Annotated in this window: 13 protein-coding genes and 1 tRNA gene; 3 read left to right on the plus strand and 11 right to left on the minus strand. The window is 50.0% G+C overall.

Annotation, left to right across the window (positions count from 1 at the left end; translation table 11 throughout):
- The first annotated feature begins 565 nt into the window (after positions 1-565).
- The 3 genes from HMPREF9469_RS00185 (at position 566) to upp (ending at position 3063) form a co-directional block, all read left to right on the plus strand.
- Positions 566-1204 carry a YczE/YyaS/YitT family protein gene (locus tag HMPREF9469_RS00185; RefSeq protein WP_007857900.1) on the plus strand — a complete coding sequence of 213 codons (639 nt, stop codon included), beginning with the start codon at positions 566-568 and terminating at the stop codon, positions 1202-1204.
- A 154-nt stretch (positions 1205-1358) separates the two neighbouring features.
- A complete protein-coding gene (locus HMPREF9469_RS00190) occupies positions 1359-2180 on the plus strand; it encodes a hypothetical protein (protein ID WP_007857902.1) in 822 nt (273 codons plus the stop codon).
- A 253-nt stretch (positions 2181-2433) separates the two neighbouring features.
- The gene (gene upp, locus HMPREF9469_RS00195) at positions 2434-3063 is read left to right on the plus strand and encodes a uracil phosphoribosyltransferase (RefSeq protein WP_007857906.1); all 630 of its coding nucleotides are present in this window, start codon (positions 2434-2436) and stop codon (positions 3061-3063) included.
- Positions 3064-3166: 103 nt separating this feature from the next.
- Here upp and HMPREF9469_RS00200 read toward each other — a convergent pair whose 3' ends face one another.
- From HMPREF9469_RS00200 to HMPREF9469_RS00250, 11 genes are all read right to left on the minus strand, one after another.
- Positions 3167-3904: an LbetaH domain-containing protein gene (locus tag HMPREF9469_RS00200; protein WP_007857908.1), complete on the minus strand. Its 738-nt coding sequence runs from the start codon at positions 3902-3904 to the stop codon at positions 3167-3169.
- Positions 3901-6018 (minus strand): DNA topoisomerase, encoded by a 2118-nt coding sequence (locus HMPREF9469_RS00205; RefSeq protein WP_007857917.1) that lies wholly within the window; start codon positions 6016-6018, stop codon positions 3901-3903. The genes HMPREF9469_RS00200 and HMPREF9469_RS00205 overlap by 4 nt, the downstream gene beginning before the upstream one ends.
- A gap of 168 nt (positions 6019-6186) precedes the next feature.
- Positions 6187-7245 (minus strand): aldose epimerase family protein, encoded by a 1059-nt coding sequence (locus tag HMPREF9469_RS00210; RefSeq protein WP_007857919.1) that lies wholly within the window; start codon positions 7243-7245, stop codon positions 6187-6189.
- 102 nt (positions 7246-7347) lie between these two features.
- Positions 7348-8433, minus strand: a complete 1086-nt coding sequence (asd, locus tag HMPREF9469_RS00215; protein WP_007857921.1) for an aspartate-semialdehyde dehydrogenase — start codon at positions 8431-8433, stop codon at positions 7348-7350.
- A gap of 219 nt (positions 8434-8652) precedes the next feature.
- Entirely contained in the window at positions 8653-10887 is a 2235-nt protein-coding gene (locus HMPREF9469_RS00220) for a DNA gyrase/topoisomerase IV subunit A (RefSeq protein ID WP_007857923.1), read from the minus strand.
- Positions 10888-10913: 26 nt separating this feature from the next.
- On the minus strand, positions 10914-12833 hold the full coding sequence (locus HMPREF9469_RS00225) for a DNA gyrase/topoisomerase IV subunit B (RefSeq protein WP_007857925.1): 1920 nt from the start codon (positions 12831-12833) through the stop codon (positions 10914-10916).
- A gap of 176 nt (positions 12834-13009) precedes the next feature.
- Positions 13010-13080, minus strand: a tRNA-Gly gene (locus HMPREF9469_RS00230).
- 99 nt (positions 13081-13179) lie between these two features.
- Positions 13180-13911, minus strand: coding sequence for an amino acid ABC transporter ATP-binding protein (locus HMPREF9469_RS00235; protein WP_007857927.1), 732 nt, complete (start codon positions 13909-13911; stop codon positions 13180-13182).
- Positions 13901-14581, minus strand: a complete 681-nt coding sequence (locus HMPREF9469_RS00240; RefSeq protein ID WP_007857928.1) for an amino acid ABC transporter permease — start codon at positions 14579-14581, stop codon at positions 13901-13903. Before HMPREF9469_RS00240 ends, HMPREF9469_RS00235 begins: the two co-directional genes overlap by 11 nt.
- A 197-nt stretch (positions 14582-14778) precedes the next feature.
- Positions 14779-15627 (minus strand): transporter substrate-binding domain-containing protein, encoded by an 849-nt coding sequence (locus tag HMPREF9469_RS00245; RefSeq protein WP_007857930.1) that lies wholly within the window; start codon positions 15625-15627, stop codon positions 14779-14781.
- Positions 15628-15833: 206 nt separating this feature from the next.
- A complete protein-coding gene (locus HMPREF9469_RS00250; protein ID WP_007857934.1) occupies positions 15834-17804 on the minus strand; it encodes a fructose-bisphosphatase class III in 1971 nt (656 codons plus the stop codon).
- Between the last annotated feature and the right edge of the window lie 62 nt (positions 17805-17866).

The following is a 17866-nucleotide window of genomic DNA, read 5'->3' on the forward strand; positions in this document are numbered from 1 at the left end:
GAATATATACGTTACATCCGTCCAAAAGGACAGTTCATTCGCTGATTTAGATGATAATAAATTAAACTTATGATGAATCACATAAATACGAAAAAAGAAGAGACAGTCTTAATGGGCATAGCCCATATGAACTCTCNCTTTTACTCTTGGACAATAAGCTTCACAAAGCAATCGGATTAAAGGCAATCGCACCTGATGACGTAATGCTTAGTCCAAACTTGTTAAAATAAATAGTTTAAGCACAGGCAGATTTCACTGCACCAGAATTTAGTCTTGCACAAAGGCATGTGGAATTTAGTCTCGCACACTATTTTCAGATGCCCCGTTAGCATGCAAAAAAACATCAAAACTGGGTGCTTATAGGTTCATTATAAGGCAAATGTATAAATTTGTTAAGGTACAAAGTGGAAGTTAATTCCGCAAATTTACTAGAATAGTCTACAACTGGAATTTAGTTTTTCATTTAAGTTTCGTGTCAAGAGTCAGTATCATGGACTTGCTTTTATGTGCTCCGTATACTATAATGTTGGGGATATTCCAAAACAATCACAGGAAGGCAGCCCATATGCTCATCAATTATTTCAGGAAAATAGGAATGCGGCGTTTTGTCATTATGACCACAGGAAACATATTCCTCGGTCTGGGAATCAGTATATTTAAGCTGTCCGGATTGGGCAACGATCCCTTCAGCGGTATGGTGATGGCCCTGTCTGATCTGACCCATATCACATATGCCACCTTTCTTCTCATGGTCAATGCCGCCCTTTTTATTTATGAGGCCGCTGCCGGCCGGAAGCTCATCGGTGTGGGAACCCTTGTCAATGCTTTTCTTCTGGGGTACATCGTAACCTTTTTTTATAACACACTGCTGCGGGTCATGGGAACGCCCCAGCAGATGATCCAGCGCGTCATCACCGTGCTTTTCGGCGTTGTCATTACCAGCCTGGGCGTATCCCTGTACCAGTATCCCAATGTAGGCGTGGCTCCCTATGACAGTATTTCGCTGATCCTGGTCCGCAAAAAACCCCATGTGCCGTACTTCCGTTACCGCATCAGCACGGATGCCTTCTGCGCCCTCATATGCTATCTGGCGGGCGGGATCATTGGTCTGGGCACTCTACTGTCGGCATTTGGTCTGGGGCCTATTGTACAGTTTTTTAATGTGCATGTATCCGCCCGGCTTTTAGACAGGGAACGGCTTTAATAATTTGTAAGCTTTTCTTCAAACTGCGTCCATGAATATCATTTATAATTAACACAATCCTGGCACAAGCCAGGAGTGTACTCTCGGAATCATCCCGCAAATCCGAGTATCAGGGGACTACGAGAGTCCACAGGAATACAAAGGAGGAATTATGATGGATACAAATAAGAAAATTCTAATAGGCGCGATCAGTGCAGCGGTGGTGATAGGCGGTGTGGCCATTGGCCTGATCCTAAGCCAGGCGCCGGAAAAGGCAGACCTTTCCACCATACACACGGAAGCTGCCACTGAAAGTCCAAAGGAGACTCTTCCCCCCACCACAGAAGCTGAAACAGAGACTGCCGCTCCCACGGAAAACGGCAATACATCCAGTGTCACAGCAGAGATAGAGACATACACATCCGGTAAGGTTTCCATCCAATATCCGGCCGTGAACAAGATGGATGACGCGGACAAGCAGGCCAAGGTCAATGAGCTGCTAAAGTCAAATGCCCTCTCTGTGATCAAGGCCAATGAAATTGATGAGTCCAAGGATACCCTTTCCATTAAGTGCAAAATCATATCCGTGGACCGCAAGAGGATCACCGCCACCTACACGGGAAGCCTTATGGGAGACGGCGCCGCCCACCCGGTCAATCTGTTCTATTCCAATACCGTTAACCTTCCCCAGGTCCAGGATCTGGGATTTGAGGATTTTACAGATGCCTATACCATGGCCGGCTATGTACTCAGTGATGATGTGAAATTCTCCGGTATTTCCGCTGATGTAGAGGCAGCTGTCCTGGAATACAGAAGCTCTCTGGATATCGACACCCTGACCGCAGTGTTTGACGGCGCGGATTTCCCCCTTTCATCAGGCACCGCCTGGCCGGAGTCCTTCAGCTACGAAAAACAGGGAACCATCTTCTTTTCCATGCCTGTTCCCCATGCATTAGGCGACTATGTCATCGTATCATTTGACCCATCTACCAAATAATGACGGGCGGAATGTCATATAACGGTTGATATCATAAGCTATTTGATATATAATTATCGTGACGTTTCAGGACGGCCCATCTTATTGACCGGAAAAGCCGGTCAATAAGCATCGGATATTTATCCAATGTGAAAATGGGTGCAAAAACGGACTTATAAGCAAGCTTAACGCCCGCTTTTGCACCCATTTTCCTGCCGTCCTGAACTGTTACTAATTATCATTAATTCTAATAGATAAAGGAGCAGCAACAACTATGGATAACATAATGATTTTTGACCACCCTTTGATCCAGCACAAGATTTCCATATTGCGCAACAAATCCACAGGGACCAACGAATTCCGCGCCCTGATTGAAGAGATCGCAATGCTTATGGGCTATGAGGCGCTCCGCGATCTTCCTGTGGAGGACGTGGAGGTTGAGACTCCCATTGAGACATGCATGACACCTATGATAGCCGGACGCAAGCTGGCTGTGGTTCCGATCCTCCGTGCAGGGCTGGGCATGGTGAACGGCATCCTTGCACTGGTTCCCAGCGCAAAGGTAGGCCATATCGGACTGTACCGCGATGAAGTCACCCATGAGCCTCATGAGTATTACTGCAAGCTTCCCAACCCCATTGAGGAGCGCACCATCATTGTCACTGATCCCATGCTGGCTACCGGAGGTTCCGGCGTGGCTGCCGTTGATTTCATCAAGGAGCACGGCGGGAAAAAGATCAAGTTTATGGCCATCATTGCTGCGCCTGAAGGCCTGGAGCGTCTCCGTGCAGCCCATCCCGATATCCAGATCTATGTGGGCCATCTGGACCGCTGCCTGAATGAGAATGCCTATATCTGTCCAGGTCTGGGTGATGCAGGGGACCGCATCTTTGGAACAAAGTAAAATTGCCCTGTTAAATTGCCTTATAGAAAAAGCGGGAAAACGGATTTGTGCAGACACTGTGTACACTCCGTTTTCCCGCTTTTATTTTCATTCGTTTCCCGGCTTACTTAACTACCTTAAGTCCGCCTTTTCCCAGCTCTGCTGCCTCCGGCTCCGCTTCCTGCTCTCTTACTTCCTTGATAACAATATTATCCTGATTCTTGTAAATGGAATCAGCCGGTACACAGCCCCTTACGCTGGATAAAGGATATACATTGCTGTTTCTTCCGATCACGGTTCCCGGATTAAGGACACTGTTGCATCCGATTTCCACATGATCACCCAGAATAGCGCCGAACTTCTTAAATCCGGTGGTCACATCCCCATCCTCAGCATGAACCTTAACCAGGGATCTGTCTGATTTCACATTGGAGGTCACCGCGCCTGCGCCCATGTGTGCCTTAAAGCCCATGATAGTATCGCCCACATAGTTAAAGTGCGGAACCTGGGCGCCGTCAAAGATAATGGAGTTCTTCAGTTCACAGGAGTTTCCGATCACAGCGCCCTCGCCGATGATCACACGTCCCCTTAAGAACGCGCTCTGACGGATCTCTGCCTTAGCGCAAACGATCATAGGTCCGCCCATTGCAATGGTTGGCGCAATCTTGGCAGTCTTATGGATCCAGATATTCTTGCCTACCTTTCTGTATTCATTTTCAGGAAGGATGGGGCCTAATTCCTCAATAAATGCTCCGATGTTAGGAAGCACTTCCCACGGATAAACCTGTCCGTCAAACAGCTTCTCTGCAATTGTATGGCTTGTGTCTAAAAGTTCCTTGATCGTCATCTGTTCCAGTTTCATAGTTTAGTCTCCTTTTTATTAGATTCTGTCTTTTTATAGAACGCGGCAGCCGAATCAAATACCCTGCGAAGATCATGCTGGTTATTCATCCGGATCACATTAACTGTCCTGCCTGCTACAAAACGCTCCAGCTTCTCCATATATTCCTCTGAGGTTATGGAGCCCTCTGATACATAGGTAAGCCCTTTTTCCCAGCTGGCGGTCAGATCCGGGTTTAAGAGCTGTCTTATGGAATTGTCCACCACATCATATACCATCTCCCCCAGAAGGTCCGGGGTAATGACCTGTGTCTTCTTATTCAGGCTGAGGTACTTGATATGGAACAACTTTTTCAGTATCTCTGCCCTGGTCGCACTGGTACCTATACCGCTTCCCTTGATCTGGGCACGCAGCTCCTCATCCTCTATGAGCTGGCCCGCATTTTCCATGGCCAGGATCATGGAACCGGAGGTATACCGCTTTGGCGGGGATGTCTCCCCTTCTTTTATGTTCAGATCCACCAAAGTAAGTATATCATTTTTTTTCAATTCTGCAAGCATTTGAAGCAATACTGTCCTGTCAACTTTTGGAGAAAGGGCATTCTGGGCCTCATCACCCTCCCCATTCTGGGTTTCATCCTTAGTCTTTCCGCCCTGGCCCTGATTATCCTCAAAGGTTTCCTCAACGCCGTTCTTACGGGCCAGATTCACATCCGCCACCTTCAGATATCCCGGGTCGGACATGACTTTAAAATTGGCAAAAAAGTGTTCCTTCATCCGCTCCAGCTCCAGGCTGTACTTCTGATAAACGGCCGCCGGATAGAAAATACTTAAAAACCTTCTGCATATCACCTGGTACACCTTTTCTGAAAGAGGCGAAAGCCCCCTGGTGTTCCCGGCTCCCTGTCCTGTGGGCACAATGGCATAATGGTCTGTTATCTGCTTGTCATTGACATACCGCGTCTTTGCAATGCCCTTATAAGCTCCCTTTTCCAGTATCTCGCCGGCAAACTCTGACATGGGCGCATAATTTTTTAGTCCCCCGATATTCTTATAGATCTCCTTGGCAACTGCGGTGGACAGTACCCTGGCATCCGTTCTGGGATATGTGACCATCTTTTTCTCATAGAGTTCCTGGACCACCTTCAAGGTCTCATCCGGGCTGATCTTAAACATCTTGGAGCAGTCATTCTGCAGCTCCGCCAGGTTGTAGAGAAGAGGCGGGTTCTTTGTCTCTTTCTTTTTCTCCTTTGACACCACCACCGCTTCCATGGGCGGCTGTTCCCGCAGCATGGCGATCAATTCCTCGGCATGGTCCCTGTCTTTAAAACCATTTTCCTTATAAAGATGGGGAGTTCCAAAATACCTGGAGCCCTCCACAGCCTTCCACTCCGCCTCAAAAGGCACAGGCTCCCCGTCCTTTCCAGGGGACTCAAAACTGCCGATCACCCTGTAAAAAGGTGTCTTTATAAAACTTCGTATCTCCCTCTCCCTGCGCACCACCATTCCCAGCACACAGGTCATGACACGGCCCACGGACAGCACTGTAAATTTGGTACCCAGGTAGTTGGACAGGGACGGCCCGTACTTCAGGGTCAGGGCCCTGGAAAAATTGATCCCCATAAGGTAATCTTCCTTTGCCCTCAGGTAGGCGGAGGCTGACAGGTTATCATACTCTGATTCGTCCTTTGCCTCTCTGATCCCCCTTAAGATCTCCTCCTCTGTCTGTGAATCGATCCAGACGCGCTTTTGCTTCTTCCCTGTCACACCGGCCATCTGGGCCACCAAACGGTATATATACTCACCTTCACGCCCCGAGTCCGTGCACACATAGATGGTATCCACATCCGCCCGGTTCAAAAGGCCTTTGACAATCTCAAACTGTTTTTTTACATTCTCAATGACTTCATACTTAAATTCCTTTGGAAGGAACGGCAGTGTCTGAAAACTCCAGCGTTTATACTTCATGTCATAAGCTTCCGGATAACTCATGGTCACCAGATGGCCCACACACCATGTGACCACCGCATCCTCCGACTCAATGTACCCGTCCCCGCGTCTGCCCCTAATCTTTAGGGCCTCCGCAAACTGTACTGCCACGCTGGGCTTTTCCGCTATGTATAATGACTTTGACATCCAATCCCTCTTTTACTTTTCTCTCCTGTACGCGGCCTGGCAGGCCATGGTTTTGAGCCGTTTTCCAGGCACGTATTTTTATAGTATACCATTAAATCCGTTTTGTGGCAATGAATGACGTACAAAAAGGCGCTGAACCAGTTTATTCAGCGCCTTTTACCGATCATGTTACTCAACCAGGAACTTATAGACCGTGGTTGTCTTATACTCCTGCCCCGCCTTTATCATGGGGGAAGGAAAATTCCCTTTGTGTACCGCATCCGGATAGTATTGTGTCTCAAAACAGAATGCATGGCGGCGGTCATAATGGGCACCGCCCTTTCCAGTCAGCTCATCCGTCAGGAAATTGGCAGTGTAGAACTGCATGCCCGGAAGATCTGTGTAACATTCCATCACACGGCCGCTTAACGGGTCCATTGCCCTGGCTGCCAGGGCCAGTTCTCCGGCCTTGTGATCCAGTACCCAGTTGTGGTCATATCCTTTGCCAAATATCAATGCTTCAAACGGCGCTTCGATGTCACGGCCAATGGGCTTCATTTCCGTAAAGTCCATGGGTGTTCCGGCTACCGGAACAATCTCCCCGGTGGGAATGGATACCTGGTCGGCAGGCGTATAACAGGACGCATCGATCCGGACCTCCTGCTTCAGCACATCCCCGCTGTCATGGCCCGCCAGGTTAAAATAGCTGTGATTGGTAAAGTTAGCCACCGTATCCGCATCACACACCATGTGATAATCCAGAATCAGGCTGTTGTCATCTGTAAGGGTATAGCTTACCGTTATCTTGGCATTGCCAGGATATCCCTGGTCCCCATCCGGGCTTTCCAGGTAAAAATCCAGTCTGCTTCCCTGCTCTGTGTCAGATGCCTGACAGGACCAGACCCTGTCATGATACAGGTTTGGACCGCTGTGAAGGTTATTAGGGCCGTCATTAGCGGCCAGGGGGTATTCCTTTCCCGCAATGGTGAGCACAGCCCCTCCGATCCGGTTGGCGTTGCGTCCCACCGGTGCTCCGAAATGGGGCGGATTCTTTCTGTAGCTGTCCAGATCGTCATATCCAAGCACCACATCCCCCATCTGTCCCTTTCTGTCAGGCACCATCATGGATACCCATACGCCGCCCAGGGTGATAAAGGAAGCTGACACCTTGTTTCTGTTGACCAGTGTATACTTATAGACCTCTGTGCCGTCCGGCATTGTCCCGAATAATTCCTTTGCGATTGCCATATGCCTCTCCTTCTCCTGTTTCCTGATGTAAATGAACCTGCATCGGATCCTGTATTGGATCCTGCACCGGATCCTGATTGGTGCTCTGCAAAAAAACCGCCTCTATTTAGCCTGAATGTATCCCTTTGCCGTAAGCAGCTCCGCACACAGGACAGCTCCGCCTGCCGCCCCGCGGACCGTATTGTGTGACAGGCCCACGAACTTATAATCATACACTTTATCTTCTCTTAAGCGGCCAATGGAAATGCCCATGCCATTCTCGAAATCCACGTCAGCCGTAACCTGAGGGCGGTTATCCTCTTCCAAATATTGGATGAACTGTTTGGGTGCGCTGGGAAGCTCCAGTTCCTGGGGAAGGCCTTTAAAATTCACCAGCTTTTCAATGAGCTGTTCCTTTGTCACTTTCTTCCTGAACTTTACAAATGCCGCGGCCGTATGTCCGTTGAGTACGGGAACACGGATACACTGGCAGGTGATCACAGGGTCCTCCGCCTTCACGATCACGCCGTCTTCAATCCTGCCCCACAGGCGCAGCGGCTCCTGTTCGCTCTTTTCTTCCTCGCCGCCGATATAAGGAATAATGTTGCCCTCCATCTCCGGCCAGTCCTTAAATGTCTTGCCCGCACCGGAAATGGCCTGATATGTGGTGGCCACCACCTCATAGGGCTCAAATTCTTTCCACGCAGTCAATGCAGGGGCATAGCTTTGAATGGAGCAGTTGGGTTTTACTGCAATAAAGCCGCGCTCTGTGCCAAGGCGCTTTTTCTGGAAAGGAATGACCTCAAAATGCTCCGGGTTGATCTCCGGCACCACCATGGGCACATCCGGCGTCCAGCGGTGGGCGCTGTTATTGGACACGACCGGCGTCTCGGTTTTTGCATATGCTTCCTCTATGGCCTTGATCTCATCCTTTGTCATGTCCACTGCACTGAACACAAAGTCCACGCCTGCCGCTACCTTCTCAACCTCGTTTACGTTCATGACAATTAAGCCCTTAACGGCGTCCGGCATGGGGGTATTCATCTTCCAGCGCCCTCCCACCGCCTCCTCATAGGTCCTGCCTGCTGAACGCGGGCTGGCTGCTACTGTCACCACTTCATACCAGGGATGATGTTCCAGCAGGGAGATAAACCGCTGTCCAACCATTCCAGTTGCACCTAATATGCCGACTCTTAATTTCTTTTCCATAGTCCCTTCATTCTCCTCATTGTCCTTTTTTCTTCCGCCAGTGATGGAACTTCCGTGTGTGGGGGAATTTCCTTGATCGGGGAATCTTTCCCTATCCTATACCAAATCATAGAAAAATGCAACAGGAAATTCGTCTTTTACGCACATTTGTATTTTACACGCGGACACGCCTTGGATTTTGTGTGCGATATCCCGGCGCCAAACCCCGGCACCGCTTTTTTACAGGCGGACCTTGCTGCCCTTGCCGTCCCTCTTGGCAATCTTCAGACGGTTCATATGGACTTCCTTGCCCTTATACTCGATCACCGGGTCTTCTCCGATCAGATATAAGTTCTCCAGTTCCTCATTCTTGGCCAGTTTGATTCCCCGGACGCCTCTGGACGCCTTTTTCAGCACGGATATTTCCTCCAGTGGGAACCGCAGGAACACGCCGCCGGTGGTCTGCAGCACCACCTCGCTCTGCCCCTCTACAGGAACAATCGTCACCACCCCGTCACCTTCCTGGAGCTTCGTGGCCGCCACCATACGGTTGTTGGTCTCAAATTCTTCCGCAGGCACCTGTTTTACCATGGCCATCTTTGTGGCAAACACAAGGGTGCGGCCCTTCAGGTCCTGGGCGCTGGTCAGGTATATGATGGAATCCTTTGTCCCATCGTATTTGCTTAAGTTCTCAATGGGCGTTCCTTTGTCACGCAGTTTTCCTGCCGGCACATCCGCGGCCTTGATCTGGTACAGGTTGCCGCTGGAGGCAAACAGACAGATCTTATCCGTGTTCAGGCACCTTACCACATGCACCTGTTCCGTATCCACAGTCTCCTGGTTCCTCTCATAGGTGGACTTGTCAAGAAGCTTGCAGTATCCGAACCGGTCCAGGACAAAGACCACCTCCTGGACCGCAACCGCGGTCTCGTCATAAAAGGCCTCCGGCCCGTCCTCAATCAGAGTGCGCCTTGGAACGGAAAACTCCTTCCTGATAGCCGCCAGGTCATCCTTGATCACGCGGTTCATCTCATCCCTGCTTCCCAGGATCTTTTTATACTCGGCAATCTTCCGCAGGGTTTCCTTATGCTCCTTTTCCAGAGCCAGGATCTCCAGTCCGATCAGCTTATACAGGCGCATTTCCAGAATAGCCGAGGCCTGACGCTCTGTAAAATGCAGCTGCTTTGCATCCTCCTCAAATCCCGGCACCTTAAACTGGATCTTTGACACATCTCCGGACATCAGACAAGCCTTGGCATCCTTCAGGTTCTTGGACCCCCTGAGAACCGCGATGATCAGGTCGATACAGTCACAGGCCGTGATCAGGCCTTCCTGCACCTCTTTTTTATCCAGTTCCTTCTGAAGCAGCACATTGTATTTGCGCTCTGTATTTTCATACTGGAAATTCAGGAAATTGCGCAAAATTCCCTTCAGGTTCAACGTCTCCGGGCGTCCGCCCGCAATTGCCAGCATATTGACCCCAAAGGTGTCTTCCAGCTTGGTCTTCTTATACAGAATGTTCTTTATCTTGTCAATGTCAGCGTCCTTGCGCAGTTCCAGCACAATGCGGATCCCGTCTTTATTGGACTGGTTGGAAATGTCCACCACATCGGTCAGTTTCTTGCTCTCCACCAGGTCCGCAATATCCACCAGCATCTTGTTGATGCCGGCTCCGATCATGGTATAGGGGATCTCTGTGATCACAAGCTTATCCTTATCCGCCTTGCGTTTGCCCAGTTCCACCTCAAATCTGCCCCGCAGCTTGATCTTGCCCACTCCGTTTTCATAGATGCCCGGAAGTTCACTTTTGTTGGCAATGATCCCACCGGTAGGGAAATCCGGTCCAGGCATATATTCCATCAGCTGTCCTGTGGAGATCTCAGGATCATCAATATAAGCCCTGACCGCATCCACCACCTCGCCCAGGTTGTGGGGCGGGATGCTGGTACTCATGCCGACTGCAATGCCTTCCGCCCCGTTGATCAGAAGGTTGGGCACACGGACCGGAAGAACCTCGGGTTCTTTTTCCGTCTCATCATAGTTAGGCACAAAGTTGACGGTCTTGTCCAGATCCTTCAGATACACTTCCTGGGCAAATTTCTCCAAACGCGCCTCGGTATACCTCATGGCGGCCGCCCCGTCTCCCTCAATGGAGCCAAAGTTTCCGTGTCCGTCCACCAGTGCCATGCCTTTTTTGAAATCCTGGCTCATGACAACCAGTGTCTCATAAATGGAGCTGTCTCCATGGGGATGGTATTTACCCATGGTATCGCCCACGATACGCGCCGATTTCCTGTGGGGCTTATCGTGATCCAGACGCAGCTCACTCATATCATAGAGGACCCGGCGCTGCACCGGCTTTAATCCATCCCTGGCATCGGGAATGGCTCTTGCAGTGATGACGCTCATGGAGTAATTCATGTAGCTTCTCTGCATTTCCTCGCTGTATTCTGTCCTTAATATCTTTTCAGCCATGTTATTATCTTCTCCTCGTTATACACCTATGCGTCAATCTCCGCTTCATCCGCATGTTCATAGATAAACTCGCGGCGCGGCGCCACTTCGCTTCCCATAAGCATCTCTGTTATCTCGGAAGCCATTCTGGCATCCTCGATCTCCACCCGCTTAAGCACCCGGCGCTCCGGATCCAGAGTAGTCTCCCACAGCTGTTCGGCGTCCATTTCACCAAGTCCCTTATATCGCTGAAGGGTAAAATCCCCGGTATGGGTCCTGCGGTAGCGCTCCAGCTCCTTTTCATCATACAGATACTGCTCCTCGCCCCGCTTCGGGATCACCTTAAACAGGGGCGGCATTGCAATATACACATGTCCGTCATAGATCAGCTCAGGCATAAACCTGTATAAAAATGTGAGAAGAAGCGTATCGATATGGCTTCCGTCCACATCGGCATCCGTCATCAGTATGATCTTATCATAGCGCAGCTTGGTAATATCAAAATCATTGCCATAGCCTTCCGAGAACCCACAGCCAAAGGTATTGATCATGGTCTTGATCTCGGCGTTAGCAAGAACCTTGTCCATGGATGCCTTCTCCACATTGAGGATTTTTCCCCGGATCGGAAGGATTGCCTGATATTTGCGGTTTCTGGCCGTCTTGGCGGAGCCTCCGGCGGAATCTCCCTCTACGATAAAGATCTCGCATTTTTCCGCTTCCCTGCTCTCACAGTTGGCCAGCTTTCCATTGCTGTCAAAGGAAAATCTGGATTTGGTCAGCATGTTGGTCTTGGCCTTTTCCTCAGCGCGCCGTATCTTGGCCGACTTCTCGGCACAGGCGATCACACCCTTTAGCACTTCCACATTGCGGTCGAAATACAGCTGCAGCTCGTCTCCGGCCACAGTAAACACAGCCTTGGTGGCGTCCGCACTGGCCATCTTTGTCTTAGTCTGTCCCTCAAAGATAGGGTCCGGGTGCTTGATAGCGATCACCGCCGTCATGCCGTTGCGGGTGTCCGCTCCCGTAAAGTTGGTATCCTTTTCTTTTAAAATCCCAAGCTCCCTTGCGTAGCTGTTGATCAGCGCCGTAAACTTGGTCTTGAATCCGGCCAGATGGGTGCCGCCCTCCTGGGTAAATATATTGTTGCAAAAGCCCAGGATGTTCTCCTCAAAGGTATCCACAAACTGAATGGCGGCCTCTACCTCGATCTTGTCCACAGTACCCTTAAAATAGATAGGATCGTGAACCGCGGTCTTGCCCGTATTCAGTTCCTTAACATAGGCCACAATGCCTTCCGGCTCATGGTAAGTGACCTTCTCATCTTCCCCCGCCCGCTTATTCTCATAGTAGATGGTCATCTGCGGATTCAGATAGGCAGTCTCATGAAGACGGCTTTTAAGCCATTCGGCCTTAAATCTGGTCTTCTCAAAAATCTCGCTGTCCGGAAGGAAATTGATTCTGGTTCCGGTCTCCCTGGTCTTTCCCACAATGGGAAGCAGCCCGTTCTCAAGCTTGACCACGGGCTTTCCTTTCTCATATTCGTCATGGTGAATGAAACCGTCCCGGTACACCTTTACATCCATGTGTTCCGACAGGGCATTAACTACGGAGGAACCCACTCCGTGAAGTCCTCCGCTGGTCTTATACGCGTCATTATCAAATTTACCGCCTGCATGTAAGGTGGAAAGAACGATCCTGGCTGCCGATACCCCCTTCTTGTGCATCCCCACCGGTATACCGCGTCCATTATCCCGCACCGTGCAGGAACCGTCCGCTTCCAGGGTCACCCAAGCGCTGTCACAGTATCCGGCCAGATGCTCGTCCACCGCATTGTCCACAATCTCATAGATCAGGTGGTTTAATCCCTTTGATCCAACGCCTCCTATATACATACCCGGACGCTTACGCACTGCTTCCAACCCTTCCAGCACTGTAATACTGTCCGCATTATACTGTTCCTTTGCCATTGCAATCCTCCATAATCAATAAGTACATACGTACGTTTCATCTTATAGTATTAAAACATATTTGTATTGTTTTGGCAAGTTTTGAGGGAGAAAAATTCTCCTGTGTAAAAATCTCCTGCCGTTTTGATGATTTTAAGAAACAAAAAAGGCCCTGTATTCACAAGGCCCTCAGTGTAAGCAGATGACGGGAATCGAACCCGCCTCCCCAGCTTGGGAAGCTGGTGTTCTACCGATGAACTACATCTGCACAACACTGATATTATACCACATCTTCCCGATATTTCAAGCAGATTTTATAAAATTTGGAAATTTTTTTATATGTTCTCTTATATTCATCCTGCCATCTCTACAATACCTTGTTTAAAAAGCTTCTGGTACGCTCCTCCCTGGGGTTCCCAAATACCTCCTCAGGCGTGCCTTCCTCCACAATATACCCTTCATCCATAAAGATCACCCGGTCGGCCACTTCCCTGGCAAATCCCATCTCATGGGTAACCACCACCATGGTCATGCCATCGGCTGCCAGCTGCTTCATAACCTCCAAAACTTCTCCTACCATCTCAGGATCCAGGGCCGAGGTGGGCTCATCAAAGAGCATGACATCCGGATTCATGGCCAGGGAACGGGCAATTGCCACCCTCTGCTTCTGTCCCCCGGAGAGCTGTCCCGGATATGCATCCGCCTTATCAGCCAGCCCCACCCGGTTCAGAAGCTCCATTGCCTTTTTGTCCGCGTCAGCCTTGTTCAGAAGTTTCAGCTCCGTGGGAGCCAACGTAATGTTCTCACGCACCGTAAGGTGGGGGAACAGGTTAAAATGCTGGAACACCATGCCAATGTTCTCACGCACCTTGTTGATATTGGTGTTGGGATCGGAAATCGGATGGCCGTCCACCACAACATCACCTGCCGTGATCCTCTCCAAACGGTTAAGGCAACGCAGAAACGTACTTTTACCCGAGCCGGAAGGCCCGATCATACACACGACCTCCCCTTCCCTTATCTCAATATTGATATCCTTTAAAACTTCCAGATCCCCAAAGCTTTTCTGGAGTTTCTTAACTGAAATCTTATTTTCCATAGGACACTCTCCTCTCCACATATTTTGCCATCCTGGACAGTATGGTACATACAACCAGGTAGAAAATTGCCACGGCCAGGTAAATGGGCATTACCATGGAACTGGCATTGGCGGCAATGATTTTGCCGTTCTGTGTAAGCTCCCTTGGGCCGATGACAGAAATCAGGGATGTATCCTTCAGCGTGATAATGAACTGGTTAATGATGGTGGGAAGCATGGTGCGGAATGCCTGGGGCAGGATCACCTTTCTCATGGCCTTGCCGTAGGACAGTCCAAGGCTTCTGGCCGCCTCCATCTGTCCCTTGTCCACAGCCTCAATGCCGCCTCTGATGATCTCGGCCATATAGGCGCCCGCATTCAGGCTCAGGGTCACGCAGCCTGCCGTAAAGGCCCCGCCGTAAAGGTTCCACTGGAACCCCAAGGGACGCAGCATACTGCCCACTCCATAGTACATGATATAGACCTGCACCAGAAGCGGCGTTCCTCTGATGATATCAATATAAAAATTGGCAATCACCTTCAGCGCCTTAAAGTCAGAGACCTTAAACAGTCCAAAGATCACTCCCAGGACCGTGGCGCAAAGAAGTGAAATGACCGTCATCTGCATGGTGATTCCCAATGCCTTAAAAAACGATGGGTAATACTGTGTCAAAATGTTAATAATCTGCATACTATCATCCTTTTCTCTTTTATAAGCTGCATGTGTCCTCCGGCAGGCTGCCGGACCGTTATAGCCAAATTTAAAACACTTAGCGCCACTGCATGTAACTGCTTTAAATTTATCCATAACATTTGTTTTCACATTCAGGCGCCGGTCCTGCTCCTGGCAGCAACCGGCGCTCATTGACTGCTGTGTGCCAGCAGTACTTATTTAGCAATATAGGTGTTCAGAATCTCTTCATACTTTCCATTTGCCTTGATGTTCTCCAGTCCCTTGTTGAACATGTCAACCAGTTCTGGATTAGCGCCCTTTAAGGTTGCAAAGCCATAGGAAGAACCTTTTTCCATATCAGTGGGAAGTGTCAGTTCAAGGCCTCTGGAAATCTCATAGCCGATTACAGGATAATCCTCAAAGCAGGCAGCCGCCTCGCCGCTGAGAACTGCCTGGTACATGTCGGAGGAGCTCTCGTACTGTGTCACCTCAAAACCATACTGGTCAGCAATGGACTCCGCAAAGGTGCATCCTTCCGTACCGATCTTTGCAGCCACATTCTGTCCCTTTAACTGGTCATATGTAGTGATGTCGGAACCGGACAGCACTGCCATTCCAACACCGGAATCATAGTATGGTTCAGAAAAATCGTATTTCTGTATCCTCTCATCTGTGATGGACATGCCAGCGATCACGCCATCGCACTCTCCGGACTCCAGAGCGATACATGCTGCGGAAAATCCAACCGGAATCACTTCATACTCAAATCCCTGGTCCTGGGCAATTGCCTTTAAAATATCCAGGTCAATCCCCACCATCTCACCCTTCTCATTCTCAAATTCAAATGGGGCAAATGTGGTATCCGTGTTGATGACGTACTTCTTTCCTGACGCTGCGGTACCTGCTGCTGATTCAGCTGCCGTGGTATCGGCCGCGCTGGTATCGGCCGCTGCCTCTGTTGCCGCCGTGGTATCGGCCGTGGTCGTCTCCGCCGGCTTGGAACCACATCCGGCCATGGAAAGTACCATAACAGCTGCCATTGATAATGCCATGAATTTTTTCATATCTACTTCCTCCTTTTGCTCAATGAAATAAAATAAGGGTGACTTTAATACATCCTGTCCCCTTTGACCTGTGACGCACCTGCATCATGCAGAATACTATAACACAAAGAAAAGCCAAAGTCAACTTATTGTAACTACCACAATCGAAAAATTGTGGTTTTCCGTAACAGTTCAGGACGGCGGGAAAATAAGTGCAAAAGCGGGGTCTAAATCCCCTGGCGAACCGGAAATTTCTCCACGATCTTCCCTGTGTGATATGCCTCCAGGAGCATTTCCAGATCACGTATCTTTGTCTTCAGCTGGCATCCCACATCCGTATCGCCCACAAGCTTGCGGTTGGACACCCGTTTGACAATGATGCTCTCCGAGTGGATATCGCTTTCCTTTTCTATTGCCGCCTCCGTGGACTCAAAGGGTTCATGGGCTGCCAGGATCAGCCCGTAGGAATTATAGCTGAGCGTATAACCTGCAATGCCGGTTTCCTTCTGGTATGCCCGTGAAAATCCGCCGTCAATGACCAGCACCTTTCCGCCGCATTTGACGGGATTCTCGCCGTTTTTTGACTTCACGGGCACATGGCCGTTGATGATGTGCCCCTCCTCCTGGGAAAGTCCGAATTCATCCAATATTGCCCGGGCCGTGGCCTCATCCTCCAAAAGGCTGTAGTAGGGATTCTTCTTCTCCCTGTGCGTCTCCTTGTCTGTCAGGAAATACCGCTCAAAGGTAGCCATCTTGTCCTTGCCAAACAGCGGGGAGTTCTGATGGAGCCAGATATACCAGCAGATATCCCTTCCCTTTTTCTGTTCCTCACAGTCGGTGGACATAAAACCCTTGCGAACATAGCTGTCCAGCCGTTCATATAGGGCCTTGCCCTTACAGGTTTCCCCGTATATCTCAACTTCCTTAAAGCTGCCGTCCTCATTTAGAGGGATGCAGCCGTGATAGAGGAGGTTTCCGTTGTATACCTTGTACAGGCTGCCTTTGGCCAGCAGAAAACGCATGTGCTGCTGCAGTTTTTCACAGTTCATGAATGCCTTTACCAGGCGTTCCATGATCCCTTCCTCCTCCTCTGTCAGCCGGTATGGATCCGCCGGGTCCACGGTGGGGAAATGACAGTCCGTCATCTGGTACTCCTTCCCATCCAGACAGATGGTGCCTTTCTCAAAATCAACCAGATGGAGAAGATTCCTGGCCTCCAGTTCAAATTCCGGATGCTCCTTGATGAGCTGTCCCTCCACCTTAAACTGGATAATGGAGATGGCTTTGTGCATCTTCATATTCAGGTCCGTCTCGCTGGGACTGCAGGTGTTGGTCCCCTTAAGCACAAAACAGGTGCAGGGATCATTTCCATAGACGTCCAGGGCAAAGGTGGCCAGCGGAAGCAGGTTGATGCCATATCCGTCTTCCAGGATATCCAGGTTTCCGTACCTTGCACAGATGCGGATCGCATTTGCAATGCATCCCCTCTGCCCCACCGCGGCTCCCATCCAGAGCACATCATGGTTCCCCCACTGAATGTCCAGGGAATGATAGGACATAAGCTTATCCATGATGATATGGGGTCCCGGCCCCCTGTCATATATATCTCCCAGTATGTGCAGATGGTCTACAATGAGGCGCTGGATCAGTTCACACAGGGCCACGATAAATTCCCCGGCCCGGCCCACCCGTATGATGGTCTGCACAATGGCGCTGTAGTAGGATTCCTTATCCCTCACATCCACCTTTTCCGTGATCAGCTCCTCGATCACATAGGCAAATTCTGGCGGCAGGGCCTTTCTCACTTTAGATCGGGTGTATTTGCTCGCCGCCCGCTTGCTCACCTCTATGAGGCGGTACAGGGTTATCTTATACCAATCCTCCCTGTTATGTACCTGATCCAGGATCTGCGCCATCTTCTCCCTGGGATAATAGATCAGGGTGGCCAGTTTCTGCTTATCCTGGCTGCTCAGCGTGTTTCCGAACACGTCATTTACCTTGCGCCGCACAGCTCCCGACCCATTTTTTAACACATGGGAAAATGCTTCATATTCCCCATGGATATCTGTCAGGAAATGCTCGGTCCCTTTTGGCAGGTTCAAAATGGCCTCCAGATTGATCACCTCCGTGGAAGCTGCCGCAATGGTGGGGTACAGTTCCGACAACCGCTCCAGATACCTAGTTTCAAGATTACTCATAGTTACCTCCTCCCTGTTTAAAAGGGCCTGCCACCCTTACAGCGGGAAAGCAGGCCCGAATA

This window comes from [Clostridium] citroniae WAL-17108 (assembly GCF_000233455.1).
Lineage (GTDB): Bacteria > Bacillota > Clostridia > Lachnospirales > Lachnospiraceae > Enterocloster > Enterocloster citroniae.

What these genes read in the sequence shown, in the direction of transcription:
- HMPREF9469_RS00185 (WP_007857900.1), top strand. Translation starts at nt 566, where the DNA reads ATGCTCATCAATTATTTCAGGAAAATAGGAATGCGGCGTTTTGTCATT.
- HMPREF9469_RS00190 (WP_007857902.1), top strand. Translation starts at nt 1,359, where the DNA reads ATGGATACAAATAAGAAAATTCTAATAGGCGCGATCAGTGCAGCGGTG.
- upp (WP_007857906.1), top strand. Translation starts at nt 2,434, where the DNA reads ATGGATAACATAATGATTTTTGACCACCCTTTGATCCAGCACAAGATT.
- HMPREF9469_RS00200 (WP_007857908.1), bottom strand. Translation starts at nt 3,904, where the DNA reads ATGAAACTGGAACAGATGACGATCAAGGAACTTTTAGACACAAGCCAT.
- HMPREF9469_RS00205 (WP_007857917.1), bottom strand. Translation starts at nt 6,018, where the DNA reads ATGTCAAAGTCATTATACATAGCGGAAAAGCCCAGCGTGGCAGTACAG.
- HMPREF9469_RS00210 (WP_007857919.1), bottom strand. Translation starts at nt 7,245, where the DNA reads ATGGCAATCGCAAAGGAATTATTCGGGACAATGCCGGACGGCACAGAG.
- asd (WP_007857921.1), bottom strand. Translation starts at nt 8,433, where the DNA reads ATGGAAAAGAAATTAAGAGTCGGCATATTAGGTGCAACTGGAATGGTT.
- HMPREF9469_RS00220 (WP_007857923.1), bottom strand. Translation starts at nt 10,887, where the DNA reads ATGGCTGAAAAGATATTAAGGACAGAATACAGCGAGGAAATGCAGAGA.
- HMPREF9469_RS00225 (WP_007857925.1), bottom strand. Translation starts at nt 12,833, where the DNA reads ATGGCAAAGGAACAGTATAATGCGGACAGTATTACAGTGCTGGAAGGG.
- HMPREF9469_RS00235 (WP_007857927.1), bottom strand. Translation starts at nt 13,911, where the DNA reads ATGGAAAATAAGATTTCAGTTAAGAAACTCCAGAAAAGCTTTGGGGAT.
- HMPREF9469_RS00240 (WP_007857928.1), bottom strand. Translation starts at nt 14,581, where the DNA reads ATGCAGATTATTAACATTTTGACACAGTATTACCCATCGTTTTTTAAG.
- HMPREF9469_RS00245 (WP_007857930.1), bottom strand. Translation starts at nt 15,627, where the DNA reads ATGAAAAAATTCATGGCATTATCAATGGCAGCTGTTATGGTACTTTCC.
- HMPREF9469_RS00250 (WP_007857934.1), bottom strand. Translation starts at nt 17,804, where the DNA reads ATGAGTAATCTTGAAACTAGGTATCTGGAGCGGTTGTCGGAACTGTAC.